Annotated in this window: 13 protein-coding genes and 1 rRNA gene; 7 read left to right on the forward strand and 7 right to left on the reverse strand. The window is 71.4% G+C overall.

The window, feature by feature from the left end; translation table 11 throughout:
- The first annotated feature begins 197 nt into the window (after positions 1-197).
- Both rrf and QQM67_RS08440 read left to right on the forward strand, forming a co-directional pair.
- A 5S ribosomal RNA gene (gene rrf, locus QQM67_RS08435) occupies positions 198-314 on the forward strand.
- A 666-nt stretch (positions 315-980) separates the two neighbouring features.
- Positions 981-1,703 carry a hypothetical protein gene (locus tag QQM67_RS08440; protein ID WP_399065844.1) on the forward strand — a complete coding sequence of 241 codons (723 nt, stop codon included), beginning with the start codon at positions 981-983 and terminating at the stop codon, positions 1,701-1,703.
- A gap of 55 nt (positions 1,704-1,758) precedes the next feature.
- Here the strand turns inward: QQM67_RS08440 and QQM67_RS08445 are convergent, their stop codons facing one another.
- The 5 genes from QQM67_RS08445 to QQM67_RS08465 form a co-directional block, all read right to left on the reverse strand.
- A complete protein-coding gene (locus QQM67_RS08445; protein ID WP_314173044.1) occupies positions 1,759-3,624 on the reverse strand; it encodes an IucA/IucC family protein in 1,866 nt (621 codons plus the stop codon).
- Entirely contained in the window at positions 3,621-4,268 is a 648-nt protein-coding gene (locus tag QQM67_RS08450; protein WP_314173045.1) for a GNAT family N-acetyltransferase, read from the reverse strand. The genes QQM67_RS08445 and QQM67_RS08450 overlap by 4 nt, the downstream gene beginning before the upstream one ends.
- Complete coding sequence (locus QQM67_RS08455) at positions 4,265-5,617, reverse strand: lysine N(6)-hydroxylase/L-ornithine N(5)-oxygenase family protein (RefSeq protein ID WP_314173046.1); 1,353 nt, start codon at positions 5,615-5,617, stop codon at positions 4,265-4,267. Before QQM67_RS08455 ends, QQM67_RS08450 begins: the two co-directional genes overlap by 4 nt.
- A gap of 30 nt (positions 5,618-5,647) precedes the next feature.
- On the reverse strand, positions 5,648-7,174 hold the full coding sequence (locus QQM67_RS08460; protein ID WP_314173047.1) for a pyridoxal phosphate-dependent decarboxylase family protein: 1,527 nt from the start codon (positions 7,172-7,174) through the stop codon (positions 5,648-5,650).
- A gap of 221 nt (positions 7,175-7,395) precedes the next feature.
- On the reverse strand, positions 7,396-8,730 hold the full coding sequence (locus QQM67_RS08465; protein ID WP_314173048.1) for a DUF1015 domain-containing protein: 1,335 nt from the start codon (positions 8,728-8,730) through the stop codon (positions 7,396-7,398).
- Positions 8,731-8,963: 233 nt separating this feature from the next.
- Between QQM67_RS08465 and QQM67_RS08470 the strand changes: the two genes are divergently transcribed.
- Positions 8,964-10,010: an HAD hydrolase-like protein gene (locus QQM67_RS08470; protein ID WP_314173049.1), complete on the forward strand. Its 1,047-nt coding sequence runs from the start codon at positions 8,964-8,966 to the stop codon at positions 10,008-10,010.
- Between the two features lie 406 nt (positions 10,011-10,416).
- Here the strand turns inward: QQM67_RS08470 and QQM67_RS08475 are convergent, their stop codons facing one another.
- Both QQM67_RS08475 and QQM67_RS08480 read right to left on the reverse strand, forming a co-directional pair.
- Positions 10,417-11,340, reverse strand: a complete 924-nt coding sequence (locus QQM67_RS08475; protein ID WP_314173050.1) for a siderophore-interacting protein — start codon at positions 11,338-11,340, stop codon at positions 10,417-10,419.
- Between the two features lie 179 nt (positions 11,341-11,519).
- Positions 11,520-12,551, reverse strand: a complete 1,032-nt coding sequence (locus tag QQM67_RS08480; RefSeq protein WP_314173051.1) for an ABC transporter substrate-binding protein — start codon at positions 12,549-12,551, stop codon at positions 11,520-11,522.
- A 224-nt stretch (positions 12,552-12,775) separates the two neighbouring features.
- On the opposite strand from QQM67_RS08480, the gene QQM67_RS08485 reads away from it, so the two are divergent.
- From QQM67_RS08485 to QQM67_RS30620, 4 genes are all read left to right on the forward strand, one after another.
- On the forward strand, positions 12,776-13,834 hold the full coding sequence (locus tag QQM67_RS08485) for an iron chelate uptake ABC transporter family permease subunit (RefSeq protein ID WP_399066331.1): 1,059 nt from the start codon (positions 12,776-12,778) through the stop codon (positions 13,832-13,834).
- Entirely contained in the window at positions 13,831-14,862 is a 1,032-nt protein-coding gene (locus QQM67_RS08490; RefSeq protein ID WP_314173052.1) for a FecCD family ABC transporter permease, read from the forward strand. The genes QQM67_RS08485 and QQM67_RS08490 overlap by 4 nt, the downstream gene beginning before the upstream one ends.
- A gap of 61 nt (positions 14,863-14,923) precedes the next feature.
- On the forward strand, positions 14,924-15,844 hold the full coding sequence (locus QQM67_RS08495) for an ABC transporter ATP-binding protein (RefSeq protein ID WP_314173053.1): 921 nt from the start codon (positions 14,924-14,926) through the stop codon (positions 15,842-15,844).
- A gap of 55 nt (positions 15,845-15,899) precedes the next feature.
- On the forward strand, positions 15,900-16,559 hold the full coding sequence (locus QQM67_RS30620; protein WP_399065853.1) for a hypothetical protein: 660 nt from the start codon (positions 15,900-15,902) through the stop codon (positions 16,557-16,559).

Below are 16,559 nucleotides of genomic sequence, written 5' to 3' on the forward strand. Positions count from 1 at the left end.
ACCCGTGAGGGTTGGAGTTGACTGGTACTAATAAGCCGAGGGCTTGACCACACACGTATTTGTTTCGCGTCCACTGTCCGGTATCTGAAACAACAACCCCGGCCACAACCAGCCGCCCGGCCGGCTGGCCGGCTGATAAGTGGATAGAGCGCTGACACAACAGCACACACAAGTTTCCCCCCGGTGAGGGGGTGTGTTTCGGTGGTCATAGCGTGAGGGAAACGCCCGGTTACTTTCCGAACCCGGAAGCTAAGCCTTACTGCGCCGATGGTACTGCATGCGGGAGCGTGTGGGAGAGTAGGACACCGCCGAACTCCTTTTGAAGGGCCCGTGGTTCACAGCGTGCTTGCGCTGTAGGCCACGGGCCCTTTTCTGTATTCAAGAGTGCATTAGCGCGGACCCTTTAATGGAATTGGGCCGCGTCGCAGACAGGAGTCATGTCGATGTCCACCGATTCGCCCGACGAGCGGCCCGAGCGCCGGCCTCGTCAGTCCGGTCCGCGGGGAGGGGCTGACCGGCCCCGTGGTGGAAAGCGGGATGGTCGCGGAGGAAGCGGCGAGAGCCGTGGACGGAGTGGATACCGGCGCGACGATGCGCGCCGCGGTGACCCGCGTGATGAGCGGAAGGGCCGGGACAAGCCGCGTGGCGGGGACGCCAGGCGCGGCGACAGCGGTGAGCGGTCGGACAGGGGCCGCAGCGATGGGCCGCGACGGGGCGGTGGGAATGACCGTCCGCGTGGGCCCCGGCGGGACGACGACAGGGGCAGTGCCGGGGGCCGGCGGCCGTACGGGAAGGACGACCGTGAGCGGCGCGGCGGGAGTGGCTTTCGAGGGCGTCGGGACGACGACCGCGGGCGGCCCTCCCGTGGTCCTGGGCGCGAGGATCGCCGCGAGGATCGCCGTGAGGGGCGTCGTGAGGGACGCCGGGACGACCGGCGGACGGATCACCCGGCACCGAGGCGACTGCCCATCGACGAGGACGTGACGGGCGCCGAGGTCGACAAGGAGGTCCGGCAGGAGCTGATGAGCCTGCCGAAGACGCTCGCCGAGGACGTCGCGAAGAACCTCGTCATGGTCGCCAGGCTGCTGGATGAGGATCCGCAAGCCGCGTACGGCTACTCCAGGGTCGCGTTGCGGCTCGCGTCCCGTGTGCCGTCGGTGCGCGAGGCGGCGGGCTTCGCGGCGTACGCGGTGGAGAAGTACACGGAGGCGCTGGCGGAGTTCCGGGCAGCGCGGCGCATGGCGGGTTTGCAGCACCTGTGGCCCGTGATGGCGGACTGCGAACGGGGCATGGGCAGGCCGGAGAAGGCTCTGGCGATGGCCGGCGAGGCCGAGGTGCAGAAGCTGGACAAGGCAGGGCAGGTGGAGATGCGGCTCGTCGCGGCGGGGGCCCGGCGCGACATGGGCCAGGCCGAGGCTGCCGTGGTGACGTTGCAGAGCCCGGAGCTGGCGTCGACGTCGCAGCAGCCGTGGACGGCACGGTTGCGCTATGCGTACGCCGACGCACTGCTCGAGGTCGGGCGCAGGGACGAGGCGCGGGAGTGGTTCGCCAAGGCGCTGGAGGCCGATCAGAGCGGCGCGACCGACGCGTCGGACAGGCTGGCCGAGCTGGACGGGGTGGAGTTCATCGACGCCCTCGACCCGGAGGCCGACGACGAGCCGAGTGAGAGCGAAGGGTCCGGGGAGGGCGAAAGACAGGGCTGATGAGTCTGTGAGTACGGGGAGGTGGCCCGGGCGAAGGGGCCACCTCCCCGTAGCGCTAGGGCGCGAAGCGTGCCAGGGGGTTCTCGAGTTCGCCGACGAGCTGGAGCGCGCCCGCGGGGTCTTGCAGGTCGACCATCTGCTGGTTGTTGCGCAGTTGCAGCCGGTTGAGGCAGGAGAGCGCGAACGTGTCCGCGAAGAGGTCGTAGCGGGCGAAGCGTTCGGCGAGGTGCGGTGCGGACTTCTGGTAGTCGCGGACGCAGTCGGCGACCGCTGACCAGAAGGAGTCCTCGTCGAGGGTGCCGTCGCTGGCGAGGATCGCGTTGAGGAACCGCAGGAAGCAGTCGAAGACGTCCGTGAAGAGGGAGAGGATCTTCATCTCCTCGGGGACGTCGGCGCGGATGCGCTCGACCTCCGGGGGGAGTTGGGCGTCCGGGCTCATCACCGCGATCTCCTCGGCGATGTCCTTGAAGACGGCCCGCTTGGGGACGCCGTCCTCGTCGAGTACGAGGATGACGTTCTCGCCGTGCGGCATGAAGACGAGGTCGTACTCGTAGAAGCAGTGCAGCAGCGGCGTGAGATACGTGTCGAGGTACCGGCGCAGCCACGCCCGCGCGTCCAGGCCGGAGCGTTCGATGAGCGAGGTGGCCAGGGAGGCTCCGTCAGCGTCGGTGTGGAGCAGGGACGCCATCGTCGCGAGGCGCTCGCCGGGTGCGAGAAGCGGGACGGGGCTCTCGCGCCACAGGGCCGCGAGCATCTTCAGATACGGGGAGCCCTTCGGGGCGGCGGCCTCGTACGGGGCCGCGTGGTAACCGACCGCCGCGCACTCGCGGAGGATCGCGAGCCCTGATTCGCGCAGCACCTCGTCCTCGGCGACGAGGCCCGCCAGCCAGTCGTTGATCGCCGGTGTGGCCTTCATGTACTCGGCCGAAAGTCCGCGCAGGAAGCCCATGTTGAGCACGGAGAGTGCGGTCTTCACGTAGTGCTTGCCGGGGTTGGTGGCGTTGAAGAAAGTGCGTATGGACTGCTGCGCGAGGTGTTCGTCGTCGCCGTGCCCGAGGCAGACGAGATTGCGGTGCGCGACCTCGGCGGCGAAGGTGACGGAGAGCTTGTTCCACCACTGCCACGGGTGGACGGGGATGAGGAAGTAGTCGTCCAGGTCGAGGCCGTCCTCCTTCATGGCGGCGGAGAAGCGGCGCAGCGTCGTCGCGGACAGCTCGGAGAGCAGCAGCTTGTCGTAGCTGAGGTCGGCCGCCGCGGTGAACGTGGCGTGGTCGCGGTGGGCGGCGACCCACAACAGCCGTACCGGGACGCCGGCTTCGGGGGCGTACGCGCGGTACTCGGCGACGTCGAAGCCGAGCCGGCCGTTGTTCGCGACGAAGCACGGGTGGCCCTCGGTCATGCCCGCCTCGATCTCCTGGAAGGCGGAGCGGGCGAGCCGGCCGGCGCTCACGGGCGTACGGGCGAGCTTGAACGCGGTGCTCGCCAGGGTGGAGCTGATCTCCTCCAGATAGACGGGGAGGATCTCCTCGGTCAGGCCAAGGGAGTTGCGCAGCTCGGTGACGAACGCGAGGGCGTCGAGCGGCAGCCGGGCGCCGTCGCGGTGCCGGTGGCGGGTGATGCTGCCGGAGTCGATCTGCCAGTGGTCGAGCGCGAACCGCCGTGCGGTGAAGCGGTATTCGGTGCCGCCGTCGTCGCTGCGGACGCGGTAGCGGCCTGGGCGCGCGGGGTGTGCGGCGGCCGGGCCGTCGTGCGGATCCTCGCGCGGGTCGTCGTGCGCGGGCAGTGGCGAGGGCGCGAGAAGCCGTTCGTGGGTGAACTCGGCGAGCGCCTTGCGTATCAGCAGCCGGTTCGCCAAGTCCCAGCGTTCGGGCGTGAGATGGGCGACGGCCTCGCGGGGGGAGAGGGGGGCGGGGCTGGTCATCGGCTCTTCGTCCCTCCTGGGGTCTGGCCGGTCTCGCGCCGGGCACCGGCTTCCCGGGCCGCTTCGAACTGCTGCCGGGTGCACATGCTCAGGTACGCGTCCTTCTCGGGTTTGGCGAGGGTGCGCTCGATGCGGAAGCCGACCGCTTCGTTGAGCGCGTGCACGGCCGTGTTGCGTACGTCCGGCTCGACGACGACCCGGCGGGTGTGCGGGTCGGCGAAGAGCATGTCCATCACCGTGGTGATCACGGCGAGCGTGAAGCCGTGCAGGGGGGTCGCAGTCGGTGCGCACAGGAAGTGCATGCCGACGTCGCCGGGTTGTGCCTCGTACAGGCCGCGCAGCTCGACGTGCGCGGGGTCGTAGCGCTCCATGAGGAAGCGCGGTTCGCCCTCGTGGAGGCCGACGAAGGAGTCCTGGTGCTCGGAGGCGGCGATGCCCATGAACTCCCGCTCCACGTCCGTCAGGGTGGCCTCCTGCATCAGCCAGAACGCCGACTTGGGGTGGGTGAGCCAGCCGTGCAGCATCTCGGCGTCGCGCACCGGGTCGACGGGGCGCAGCGAGAAGCGGCCCAGATGCGCGTCGGTGCGGGTGTGCACGATGCCGGGGGCGGGTGCGGGGACGTCGTCCGTACGGGCGCTGCTCATGAGTGCGGAGCCTCCGTCCTGGTCGTCGGGGCGGGTGCCGGTGCTGCGAAGTCCTGGAAGGCGATGGACCGTTCGATCGGGTAGACCTCCCGGCCGAGCAGGTCGCGGATGATGGACGAGTTGCGGTAGGCGGCCATGCCCAGGTCGGGTGCGACGAAGCCGTGGGTGTGCAGTTCGGCGTTCTGTACGTAGATCTCGCGGCCGGCGGTGGACCCGCTGTCGATGCGGTAGTCGCGCCGGACGGCGAAGCGGCCCTGCTCGTCCCACTCGATGCGGTCCGCGATGGGGGAGAGGAACTCCGGCGTGCGGTAGCGGTATCCGGTGGCGAGGACGAGGCCCTCGGTCTCGAGCGTGAAGTCCTGCTTCTGCTCCTCCTGGCGCAGACCGAGGGTGTACGAGCCCGAGGCCTTGTCGTAAGAGGCGTCCGTGAGCGCGGTGTTGGTCATCAGCCGCGTGGGGCACGGGCGGTGGAGGCTCTTCTGGTAGAGCAGATCGAAGATGGCGTCGATCAGCTCGGTGTTGATGCCCTTGTAGAGGTTCTTCTGCGAGGCGACGAGTCCGTCGCGGGTGGCGGGCGGCAGGCTGTGGAAGTAGTCCACGTACTCCGGCGAGGTCATCTCCAGCGTCAGCTTGGTGTATTCGAGCGGGAAGAAGCGCGGGGAGCGTGTGATCCAGTTCAGCTGGTAGTCATGGCCGCCGATGTCCTGGAGCAGGTCGTAGTAGATCTCGGCGGCGCTCTGGCCGCTGCCGACGACGGTGACGGACTTCTTCTCCTGCAACTCCGATTTGTGCTCCAGATAACGGGAGTTGTGGATGACGTCGCCGCCGAGGCCGCGGCAGGAGTCGGGGATGTAGGGCGGCGTCCCGGTGCCGAGCACGAGCTTCCTGCTGCGGTACGTGTGCCGCTCGCCCGTGGCGAGATCGTCGGCGCGTACGAGGTACAGCTCTTCGCTCTCGTCGTATTCGACGCTGGTGACACGGTTGTTGAAGCGCACCGAGGCGAGCTTTCCGGCGGCCCACCGGCAGTAGTCGTTGTACTCGGCGCGCAGCGGATAGAAGCTCTCGCGGATGTAGAACGCGTAGAGGCGTCCCGTCTCCTTGAGGTAGTTGAGGAAGGAGAAGGCGGAGGTCGGGTCCGCGAGGGTGACCAGGTCCGACATGAACGGCGTCTGGAGGGTGCTGTCTTCGAGCAGCATGCCCGAGTGCCAGTCGAAGTCCGGCTTGTCGTCCAGGAACAGGCCGTCGAGTTCGCCGATGGGTTCGGTCAGGCAGGCGAGCCCGAGGTTGAACGGGCCCAGCCCGATGGCTGTGAAGTCGTGGACGTGGGCGGTCTGTTGATCGGTGGACACGAGAATCTCCGGGGCTCCGGGGGCGGGCGGTCAGCTGGCGCGGGGTCGGACGGGTTCCGGGTCCGTTCGTCCGGTGTGGCGGGTGCTTCGGCACTCCGTGAGGCAGCGGCCCGCGTGCTCGGCGACGAGGTCGAGGACGGCGGCGATGTCGTCCAGCGAGGTCTCCGGGTTGAGCAGGGTGAACTTCAGATAGTGCCGGCCGTCGACGACCGTCGACGCGATGACGGCCTCGCCGGAGGCGAACAGGGCCTGCCGCGCATGCAGGTTGACCTCGTCCGTCAGGGCACGGCCCGCCGGGCGGGGCGGCAGATAGCGGAAGACGAGGGTGCTCAGCTGGGGCCGGGTGACGACCTCGAAGCGAGGGTCGTCGCGGAGCATCCGCCAGGCGTCGGCCGCCCGGTCCACGACCTCGTCGAAGAGCTCGCCGACGCCCGCTGCGCCCATGATGCGCAGCGTCAGCCACAGCTTGAGAGCGTCGAAGCGGCGCGTGGTCTGGATGGACTTGTCGACCTGGTTGGGGATGTCGTTCTCGGCCATCCGCGCCGGGTTGAGATAGTCCGCGTGGTACGTGACATGGCCGAGCGTGGCCTGGTCGCGTACGAGCACGGCGCTCGAACTGACCGGCTGGAAGAAGGACTTGTGGTAGTCCACGGTCACCGAGTCGGCGCGCTCGATGCCGTCCAGCAGATGGCGGCGCCGGGAGACCAGCAGCCCGCAGCCGTACGCCGCGTCGACGTGCATCCACGTACCGGCGCGCTCGCACAGGTCCGCGACGGCGGGCAGCGGGTCGATGCTGCCGAAGTCCGTGGTGCCCGCGGTGGCGACGACGGCCATCACGACGAGGTCTTCGCGCTCGCAGCGGTCGAGTTCGGCCTCGAGCGCGGAGGCGCGCATCCTGCGGTCCTCGTCGCAGGCCACGGAGACGACGGCCTCGGGACCCAGGCCGAGCAGCGTCGCGGCCTTCTCGATGCTGAAGTGGCTGCACTCGGAGGTGAGGATGCGCAGCCGCGGGAGGATCTCGGGCTTGCGCAGCGGCGTGGGGGAGTTCTTCTCGGCGAGGCGGCACGCCTCGTCGCGGGCGAGCAGCAGGGCCTGGAGGTTGGACTGAGTGCCGCCGCTGGTGAAGATGCCGTCCGCCGCGGTGCCGAGGCCGATGCGCTCCGCCGTCCACTTGATGAGGTGGCGCTCGATGAGAGTGCCGCCGGCGCTCTGATCCCAGGTGTCCAGCGAGGAGTTGACGGCCGAGATCACGGCTTCGCCGAGGACGGCCGGGATGACCACCGGGCAGTTGAGGTGGGCGAGGTACCGCGGGTGGTGGAAGTAGACGGCGTCGCGGAGGTAGACGTTCTCCAGCTCGTCGAGCGCGGCGGCCGGGTCGCCCAGCGGGTCTTCCAGGTCGATTCCCGAGACGGTGGGGGCGAGTTGGGACGGGGTGACTCCGGTGAACGGGCGGTCGGCGCGGGCGATCTTCTCCGCGACGCGGTCGACGCCTTCCGTGAGGGAGCGCCGGTAGTGCTCCGCCGTCCTGTCGTTGAGCAGGTGCGACCTGCTGCTCATGAACTGTCCTCCCTGACAAGGGGGTCGTAAGCTCACCGCACGGAGGGTGCGGTGAGGTAAGGCTACCCTAACTTTGTTGAGCTGAAAGGAGCGCGGGGTGGTGGGCAGCCGTCCCAGGAGGGCGTGATCGGATGTGGAGCCGTCGTTGAGGGGGACTTCAGGTCTGGGTCCGGGGGCGGTTCTCAGCGGCCGTCCTGTTCGGTGGCGCCGCCGGCCGCGTCTCAGCCGCGGTCGGCAGGACCGTGGCCGCCCTCGTCGTCCAGGACGCGCAGCACCAGGCCGGTCGCCGGCTTCGGGCCGAAGGACGTGGACTTGCGCGGCATCATCACGCCCTGCTCGGCGAGTTCCCGTACGACGTCCTCCCGCACCGGCCTCATCAGCACGGCGGTGCCGCCCACTTGGGCCGCCTTGCCCGCCGCGGCGGCGGCGTCGTGGATGTAGCCGATCTCGTCCGGGCGGTCGGGCACGCGCCAGACCTCGTCGAGCAGCACCGAGTGCAGCACGGTGGCGTCCAGCCGGCGCCAGGCCTCGGGGCGGCGGGGGTCGAGGCTCTGTTCCAGGAGCCGGGGAGAAGGGTCCCGGAGCAGATGGAAGGTGCCGCCGCCGTCGGTGAGGAGGAAGGCGTTGCCCGGGGTCTCGTCCAGGGCCTCCAGCGCCTGCGGCAACTCCCGGGCGCCCAGGGCCTGTACGCGGAACGCTTCGCCGGACTCCACGGCGTGCAGGGCCTGTTCCAGGGGGAGGCCGGTCAGCACCCGGTGGATGGCCTGCACCCGCAGCGGATGCCGGACGGTGTCGACGAGCAGGACGAGCCCGTAGTCCCAGGGGGACGAGCCGCCGGAACCGGTGACGGGAGCACCGGATCCCCGGGCGCCGTCCCGTTCGCGCTGGAGCCGCAGATACGTGGCCCAGCGGTGGTGCCCGTCCGCGATCAGAGCGCGGTGACGGGCCAAGTCGGCGTCGACCTCGGCGAGTTCGGCGGGGTCGGTGAGCGACCACAGGCGGTGCGAGAAGCCGTCCTCGGTCCTGGTGGAGAGCAACGGCGTACGCAGGACGGTCCGTTCGATCACGGCGGCGGCCCCCGTCACGGTGCCGTCGCCGCGGTAGGAGAGCAGCAGCGGCTCGGGATTGGCGCCCGTGGAACGCATCAGCGCCGCGCGGTCCTCCACGATCTCGGCTATCACGCCCTCGTGCGGAAGCACGACGCCGTCCTCGGGCGGCGAGAGCCGCAGCGCACCGATGAGCCCGCGCTGCAACAGATCGCCGCGGCGCTGCTCGTAGACGTACAGCGCGGGCCGCGGATCCGGTGTCAGCACTCCCTCGGCGCGCCAGCTGCGCAGCGTCGCGGCGGCCTTGGCCTGCCTGCCGGCGGCGTCGGCGGCCTGCGGAAGGATGAGCCGCACGATGTTGTACGGGTCCGCCGTCTCCAGGTGCTTCAGCTCGTCCGGGCGGACCACGACGTCGTACGGCGGCGAGGTCACGGCGGCGAGGGAGCCGACCTTCCCGGGCGCGTAACGCAGTCCGCGGAAGGGCGCGAGCCGGAGGCCGTCATGGGTCATTACCGCATGCTATGCCGGAGTCCGCCCCGGGGCGGGCCGGGGCTGCCGGGTGCGGCAGGGGATGATCGGGGGCGGTTGCGAAGAGGAACCCCGGAAGAGGAACCCCGTACGAAGAACGAGTACGGAGACCGAGTACGAAGACCGAGTACGAAGACCGAGTACGAAGAAGACGTAGGAAGAGGAGCGGCGAGGCCCGCTGCGAGGCGAGTCCGTTGCGAGGAGAGCGAGAGACGATGGCGGCCACTGCGCGTACGAGCACTTCCGGCTGTGAACGGCCGCTGCGTGAGGTCTACGACACCGCGCTGCTGGACCTGGACGGCGTGGTGTACGTCGCGGGCGCCGCCGTTCCGCATGCGGTGCGGTCGCTGGAGGAGGCGCGGGAGGCCGGGATGCGGCCCGCGTTCGTGACGAACAACGCGTCGCGCACGCCCGCCGCCGTCGCCGCGCACCTCGACGAGCTGGGCGTCCCCGCGGAGACGAGCGACGTGATCACCTCGGCGCAGGCCGTCGCGCGGCTCATCGCCGAGCAGCATCCCGCGGGAGCCCGCGTACTGGCCGTCGGCGGCGACGGGCTCCGCGAGGCGCTGCGCGAGCAGGGGATGAGCGTCGTCGACTCGGCGGAGGACGAACCGGCCGCCGTGGCACAGGGATACGGCGGCCCGCACCTGGAATGGGGACAGCTCGCCGAGGCCGCCATCGCCGTCGGTCGGGGCGCGGCGTGGTTCGCCTCCAACGGGGACGTGACGATCCCCGGCGAGCGGGGCATCCTGCCGGGCAACGGAGCCGCCGTCGAGGTCGTACGGATCGCCACGAGGTGGATGCGCGACGCACCGGAACCGCAGATCGCAGGCAAGCCGCGGCCTCCGATGCACCGGGAGTCGATTCTGCGCACGGGCGCGCGCCGGCCTCTCGTCGTCGGGGACCGCCTCGACACCGACATCGAGGGTGCGCATGCGGGAGGCGTCGACTCGCTGCTCGTACTCACCGGGGTGACGGACGCGGCTCAGCTCCTCGCGGCCCGGCCCGAGCACCGCCCGGTGTATGTGGCGGGGGATCTGCGCGGACTGGGGCAGCCGCACCCGGGGCCGAGCGGTGACGCGGAGGCCGGGTTCGCATGCGGGGGCTGGAGAGCGCGGGCGGGCACGGACGCGCTCGTACTGGACGGCGAGGGCGAAGTGCTGGACGGGCTGCGGGCGTTGTGCGGAGCAGCGTGGACGGCGGCGGGGGACGGGAGTTGCGGGCTGGAGGCGGACAAGGCCCTTGCGCGGCTGGGACTTTGAAGGCGCGGACGCCTTCGATGAGGCAGGCGGGGGCTGGTGGGCCGGTGCCGCGTCGGTGACCCGCACCGGACGTGGCGGGACCGGGCCGGTTCGGCGTCAGGTCGTCCGTGGTCCGTAGCCGGTAGGCCGGTGGCCGGTAGTCCGTGGCCCGGTAGTCCGTTGTCCGACGTCGGCCCCGGCTGACCGGACCGGCCGACGTCAGGTGTCCGCCGTCGGGCCGCGTACCGTCGTGCCGTTCGCCGTTCGCCGTTCGCCGTTCGCCGTCGGTCGTCAAGTGTCCGCGGTGGGGCCGCTTACTGTCCCGCCGCTCGCCGCCGTACTCGCGTCTGCGTCCTCGTCATCCGCCGTGGCGCTTCTCGTCGCGTCCTGCGTCGTCGTCATCCGGCTGCGGCCGCCCCTCCTCGCGTCATGCGTCATCAGCCGCCGCCGCGGCGCCCGACACCGCCTCCTCTACGAGCTGCTCCTCCGTCGCGTCCAGTCGCCAGTAGCCGGTGAACTTGACCCGCTTGCGGTCGAGTCCGCGCTCGCGGACCAGATGGCGCCGCAGCGCCTTGACGGTTCCGGCCTCGCCCGCGATCCACGCGTACGGCGTGCCCTCGGGGAAGTGGGCGGAGGCGAGTGAGGCGACGTGGAAGTCGGTTCGGTGCTCGGCGGTGTTGTCCCTCACGAGCCACGTGATGTCGGCGTCGGCGGCCGTCGGCAGCTCCTGGATGTCCTCGGCGTGCGGCACCTCGATCCACACCTTGGCCGGAGTGCCCTGGGGCAGCCACTCGAGGATTCCCGCGATGGCGGGGAGCGCTGTCTCGTCGCCGCTGATCAGCACCCAGTCGGTGCCGGGCCCGGGACGGAAGTCGACGCCGCCGTTGTCGTCGACGGTGGGGCCCAGGATGGTGACGCGGTCGCCCGGGCGGGCGGTGGCCGCCCACCGCGAGGCCGGCCCGGCCGCGACGAAGCCCGCGGTGGCCGCCTCCGCCGGGTCGCCGACGCCGTGCAGCGCGAAGTCGATGTCCAACTCGTCCTGCGGGAACCGGCGTTGCTCGCGCACGGTGTACGAGCGCATGATGCCCCGCACGGACGGGTCCATGGACCGCCATGCGGTGAACCACGCGTCGCCCGCCTCCGTCGGCACGACGGGCGCGTCCTGGCCGGGATGCGGCAGGAAGAGCTTGAAGCGCTGGTCGCGGCCGCCCGAGGCGAAGTGCCGCAGCGAGTCGCCGCCGAAGGTGATGCGCAGCATCGTCGGGCCCAGCCTGCGGCTCCGTACGACGTGGGTGTCGAAGAACTCGAACGGGACGGTGCGGGCTGGGGCTTCGGGGGCTGCGGTGCTCATGCTGCGGGCTCTCCTCCCGGGCTTGGCCGTGCCGTGGGTGTACTTGCTGCCGGTGACTGTGCGGGTGCGGGTGCGGGGCCTGTGCGTGTGCAGGTGCTCGGCTGTGCCGCGGCCGGGCGGCCGGGCGGCCGCGGTGGCGGGGGCGCGTCGCGAGCCTCCGCCCCGGCCACCGCCGCGGCTCAGCTGACCTTCTTCGCGTCCTCGATCGCCTTGGCGAGCTCCTCCAGCAGGGGAGCGGCCCCCGCGTAGGAGAAACGGGGCTCGGCGTTCCACGTCGTGACCTGGCCCGCCTTGACCGCGGGCAGGTCCGACCAGGTCGGCTTGGACTTCAGGGCGGGCGGCTGGAGCGCCTGCGTACGGTTGTCGAGCATGATCAGGTCGGCCTTGTACTTGTCGGCGTTCTCCCAGCTCAGCTCCTCGAAGAAGCCCTGCTTGCTGATCTTCTTCGGGACGACGAGCTCGACGCCGAGCTCCTTGAAGTACCGCAGGTCGGCGTTGGCGGACGGGTCGGAGACGTACATCAGGTCCGGGGCTCCCGAGGCGGCGATCACCTTCAGACCGCCGCTCGCCTTCGCCGCCTTGCGCACCTTCTCCGCGGCCTGCTGGAAGCGGGCCTTCGCGGACGTGACGCGCTCGGACTTCAGATCGGCGCCGAGGGAGCGGGCGAGTTCGGCGAAGCGCTCGACGGCGTTCAGCATGGACGTTTCAGCGGTCTTGAGCGCGAGGGCCGGGGCGAGCTTGAGGATCTTCGCCTTGCTCTCCTCCGGCACGTACCAGAGCGCGTCCTTGACGTACATGTTCGTCACGAGCAGGTCGGGGCGGACCTTCGCGTACTTCTCGATGTCGAACTCGCCGAAGGCGTTGCCGATGATCTCCAGCTTCTTCACGTCGAGGTCCCCGGCCAGGACGTCCGGCTCGCCGTTCTTCTTCTTGGTCGGTCCGAACACGCCGACGACGGCGTCGCCGGCGCCGAAGTCGTGCAGCGCCGCGGCCGTGCCGACGTAGGCGACGATGCGCTTCGGAGGGGCGTCGAGGCTGATCTTCTTCTTGCGGTCGTCGGTGAAGGACCAGGCGCCGCCGCCCTTGCCGGAGCCGGATTTCGATCCGCCTTCACCGCCGCACGCGGCGAGCAGAGCACCGAGACCGGCGGCGCCGCCCGCGGCCAGCAGGCCACGGCGGGAGAGGTCGAAGGACGAGGACGCATGGGGCATGACAGAGCCTTCTCTTCTCAGAGTCGTACGGTCGGCTGTGGGCCGGGATGCAAGTTAGGTTAACCTAACCAAAGTCGTAGTTGTCCAGTAGCCGGGTGCCCCACGCCCCCGTCCCCGACCGGAGCCGGTACGTGACTCTCATCAAGTCCCGCCAGACACCCGGGAGTTCGGCGGCCCCAGACGCCGAACCGGCCGAACGCCCCGCGCAGGCGGGCCGGACGGGCATCCCCGGCGAGGCCGAGCGGACGAACGCGCAGGGGCAGCCCTCGGGCGCGGCGGCGCAGGGCGGCCGTACCGGCGTCCTGCTCCGCGCCGCCGGACTGCTGGGCGCCGTGGGCCTGTTGGGCCTCGTGGCCGTCCTGAGCATCGCCGTCGGCGCGAAGCAGCTCTCGCCCGCCGAGGTGCTGAGCGGCCTGACGGACCCTGCCTCGCCGTCGTACTCGGTGGTCCACGAGATGCGCCTGCCGCGCACCGTCCTCGGGCTGCTCGCCGGAGCCGCGCTGGGCCTCGCGGGCGGAGTGATGCAGGCGCTGACCCGCAACCCCCTCGCGGATCCGGGCCTGTTGGGCATCAACGGCGGCGCCGCGGCGGCCGTCGTCACCGCGATCTCCTTCTTCGGCGTCTCCGGCTACACGGGCTACGTCGCCTTCGCCTTCGCGGGCGCCGCGGCCGTCTCGGTGGCCGTGTACGCGGTGGGGGGCGGCCGCGGGGCGACTCCCGCGCGGCTCGCGCTCGCCGGCACGGCGCTCAACGCGGCGCTCATCTCGTACGTCAACGCGGTGCAGTTGCTCGACACGGCCTCGCTGGACCGCATGCGCTTCTGGACGGTCGGCTCGCTGGCGCGGGCGCAGGACGACACCAACCTCAAGGCGCTGCCGTTCGTGCTCGCCGGGGTCGTGCTGGCGCTGGCCCTCGCCCGTCCGCTCAACGCGCTCGCGCTGGGCGACGATTCGGCGCGCGCCCTCGGCTCGCGTCCCGAACTCACCCGCGGCGCCTGCATCGTGGCCGTGACGCTGCTGTGCGGAGCGGCGACCGCCGCATGCGGGCCCATCGTCTTCGTCGGCCTGATGGTGCCGCACATGGTGCGCTCGGTGACGGGGCCCGACCTGCGCTGGATGCTGCCGTACTGCGCGCTGCTGGCGCCGGTGCTGATGCTCGGCGCCGACGTGCTGGGGCGCGTGCTCGGGCGGCCGGGGGAGTTGCAGGCGGGCATCGTGACCGTCGTGCTGGGCGGGCCGTTCTTCCTCTACTTCGTGCGGCGCCGGAAGGTGGCGCAGGCATGAGCGTGATACGTACCGCCGCCGGACTCTCCGTCACCTTCCGGCCGCGCGCGCTCCTCGCGGGAGCGGCGTGCGCCGTACTGGCGCTCGTCGTCGGCGTGTTCGCGATCGGCAGCGGCGAGTACCCGATGGCGCCCGCGGACGTGCTCCGTACGCTCGCGGGGCAGGGCGCGCCCGCCGACGCCTTCATCGTCGGCGAACTGCGGCTTCCGCGGACCGTGACCGCGCTCGCGGTGGGCGCGGCCCTCGCGCTGGCCGGTGCGGTCTTCCAGGCGGTGGTGCGCAACCCGCTCGGAAGTCCGGACGTGCTCGGCTTCACGCACGGCGCGGCCACGGGGGCGCTGATCGCGATCGTGGTGGCCGGCGGGGGCAGCGCGGCGCTCGCGGGCGGTGCGCTGCTCGGCGGTGTCGCGACGGGGATCGTGGTGTACGGGCTGGCCTGGCGCCAGGGGATGCACGGCTTCCGGCTGGTGCTCGTCGGCGTCGGCGTCGCCGCCATGCTCACGGGGATCAACGGATATCTCCTCACCAAGGCCCAGATCACCGAGGCGGGCCGGGCGGTGCTGTGGATGACCGGCAGCCTGGACGGACGCGGCTGGGGGGACGCGGCGCCGCTGCTCGTCGCCATGGCCGTGCTGGTCCCCGTCGTACTGCTCGGGTGCGAACGCGGCCTGCGCATGATGGAGATGGGCGACGACGCGGCCGGTTCCCTGGGCGTACGGGTCGAGCGGGTGCGGCTGGTGCTGCTCGGCTCGGCCGTGCTGCTGGTGGCTCTCGCGGCGGCGGCGTCGGGGCCGGTGGCCTTCGTGGCGCTGACGGCTCCGCAGCTGGCGAGGCGTCTGACGAAGGCGCCGGGGCCGAACCTGCTGCCGTCGATGTGCATGGGAGCCGCACTGCTGGTCTCCGCCGACTTCGCCGCCCAACGGGCCTTCGGCGCACACGAGTTGCCTGTCGGGGTGGTCACGGGTGTGCTGGGAGGCGGCTATCTCGTGTGGCTGCTGGCGACGGAACGCAGGGCGGGACGCATATGAGGGACGGGAGTTGGAGGACGGTGCGAGTGCGAACGCCGAGGCGAGTGCGAGGGCGGCGGCCATGACGAGTCAGCAGACCCGGGACGCGCAGCAGGCCCCCGCGCCGGAGGCCGGGCAGGAACCGGCACCGCCGGAGGACACGCTGAAGGGTGCGCCCGAGAGCCCCCCGGCGGGCGCACCCCGGCTCACCGGCGACCGGCTCACCCTCGCCTACGACCGGCGCACCGTCTCGGAACGGCTCAGCGTCGCCGTGCCGGACCACTCCTTCACGGTGGTCGTCGGCCCCAACGCGTGCGGCAAGTCCACGCTGCTGCGCGCCCTCTCACGCATGCTCCGGCCGGCCGCGGGCTCCGTACTGCTGGACGGCGCCGACATCGGCGCCATGCCCGCCAAGAAGCTGGCGCGCACGCTCGGGCTGCTGCCGCAGACGTCCGTCGCCCCCGACGGCATCACCGTCGGCGACCTGGTGGCCCGTGGCCGCTATCCGCACCAGAGCCTGCTGCGGCAGTGGTCGCGTGAGGACGAGCGCGTGGTACGGGAGTCGATGGAGGCCACCGGCGTCGCGGACCTGGAGGGCCGCCTCGTCGACGAACTCTCCGGTGGCCAGCGGCAGCGCGTGTGGATCGCGATGGCGCTCGCGCAGCAGACGCCGCTGCTGCTGCTGGACGAGCCGACCACGTATCTCGACATCGCCCACCAGATCGAGGTGCTGGACCTGTGCGCCCGGCTGCACGAGGAGGAGGGCCGCACGCTCGTCGCGGTGCTCCACGACCTCAACCACGCCGCCCGCTACGCGACTCATCTGATCGCGATGTGCGACGGCGAGGTCGTCGCGGAGGGCGCGCCGGGCGACGTCGTGACCGCGAAGCTCGTGGAGGAGGTCTTCGGGATGCCGTGCCGTGTCATCGAGGACCCCGAGTCGGGAACGCCGCTGGTCGTACCCGCCGCGAGGGAGCGCACGCGCGCCGTACGCCGGGATTGAGCCCCGCGTACGGTCGGGGGCCGGGCGGCAGGCCGGAAGCGGTAGCGTCAGGGGCATGAGCGAGCGTATGCCGGGCGCAGTGCCGGCGCAGCAGGACGGAGAGCCGGCGGAGGCAGCGGCGTCCGCAGGCCCCACGGAGTCCGCGGGTTCCCCGGAGGCAGCGGGTTCCCCGGAACCGGAGCCCTTTGCGGCGGAACCCCGGGAGTCCTCCGGGCCGCCGGAGCATGCCGAACCCTCCGAACCCCCCGAACACTCCGAGCCCTCCCAGCCCTCCCAGCCCTCCGGCCCTGCCCAGCTTCCCCAGCCCTCCGGGCTCTTCGCGGCAGCGGAGCCCGTGGAGGGACCGGGAGTCACAGAGCCTGCCGGGCCCGTGGAGCCGGAGCGGCCCGAGGAGTCCGCCGGGTCCGGGGAGCCCCCCGAGGCCGAGGAGCAGGAGGAGGAAGACGACGGGCCGCGCCCCCTGGGCCTGCACGTCGAGCCGACGGGACACGCCCCCGTGGACGCCCAGTTGAGGCGCCTTGAAGACGCGGACCATCTCGCGGTCTCGGGCCATCTGGAGGTGTACGAGGACGTCCACCGCGGGCTGCGCGAGACGCTCGCAGGCCTCGACCGGCACACCCCCGCACACCCACCGGCGCCCGCTCCCGCCCCGTACCGAGCCTCCGCCCCACGCCCCGGCCACCCCATGCCCGGGCCTCAGCACCCCCGGAGCTGA

The organism is Streptomyces winkii (genome assembly GCF_032248595.1).
In the GTDB taxonomy this organism is placed as follows: Bacteria; Actinomycetota; Actinomycetes; order Streptomycetales; family Streptomycetaceae; genus Streptomyces; species Streptomyces winkii.

What these genes read in the sequence shown, in the direction of transcription:
- QQM67_RS08445 (WP_314173044.1), bottom strand. Translation starts at nt 3,624, where the DNA reads ATGACCAGCCCCGCCCCCCTCTCCCCCCGCGAGGCCGTCGCCCATCTC.
- QQM67_RS08450 (WP_314173045.1), bottom strand. Translation starts at nt 4,268, where the DNA reads ATGAGCAGCGCCCGTACGGACGACGTCCCCGCACCCGCCCCCGGCATC.
- QQM67_RS08460 (WP_314173047.1), bottom strand. Translation starts at nt 7,174, where the DNA reads ATGAGCAGCAGGTCGCACCTGCTCAACGACAGGACGGCGGAGCACTAC.
- QQM67_RS08465 (WP_314173048.1), bottom strand. Translation starts at nt 8,730, where the DNA reads ATGACCCATGACGGCCTCCGGCTCGCGCCCTTCCGCGGACTGCGTTAC.
- QQM67_RS08470 (WP_314173049.1), top strand. Translation starts at nt 8,964, where the DNA reads ATGGCGGCCACTGCGCGTACGAGCACTTCCGGCTGTGAACGGCCGCTG.
- QQM67_RS08475 (WP_314173050.1), bottom strand. Translation starts at nt 11,340, where the DNA reads ATGAGCACCGCAGCCCCCGAAGCCCCAGCCCGCACCGTCCCGTTCGAG.
- QQM67_RS08480 (WP_314173051.1), bottom strand. Translation starts at nt 12,551, where the DNA reads ATGCCCCATGCGTCCTCGTCCTTCGACCTCTCCCGCCGTGGCCTGCTG.
- QQM67_RS08490 (WP_314173052.1), top strand. Translation starts at nt 13,831, where the DNA reads ATGAGCGTGATACGTACCGCCGCCGGACTCTCCGTCACCTTCCGGCCG.
- QQM67_RS08495 (WP_314173053.1), top strand. Translation starts at nt 14,924, where the DNA reads ATGACGAGTCAGCAGACCCGGGACGCGCAGCAGGCCCCCGCGCCGGAG.
- QQM67_RS30620 (WP_399065853.1), top strand. Translation starts at nt 15,900, where the DNA reads ATGAGCGAGCGTATGCCGGGCGCAGTGCCGGCGCAGCAGGACGGAGAG.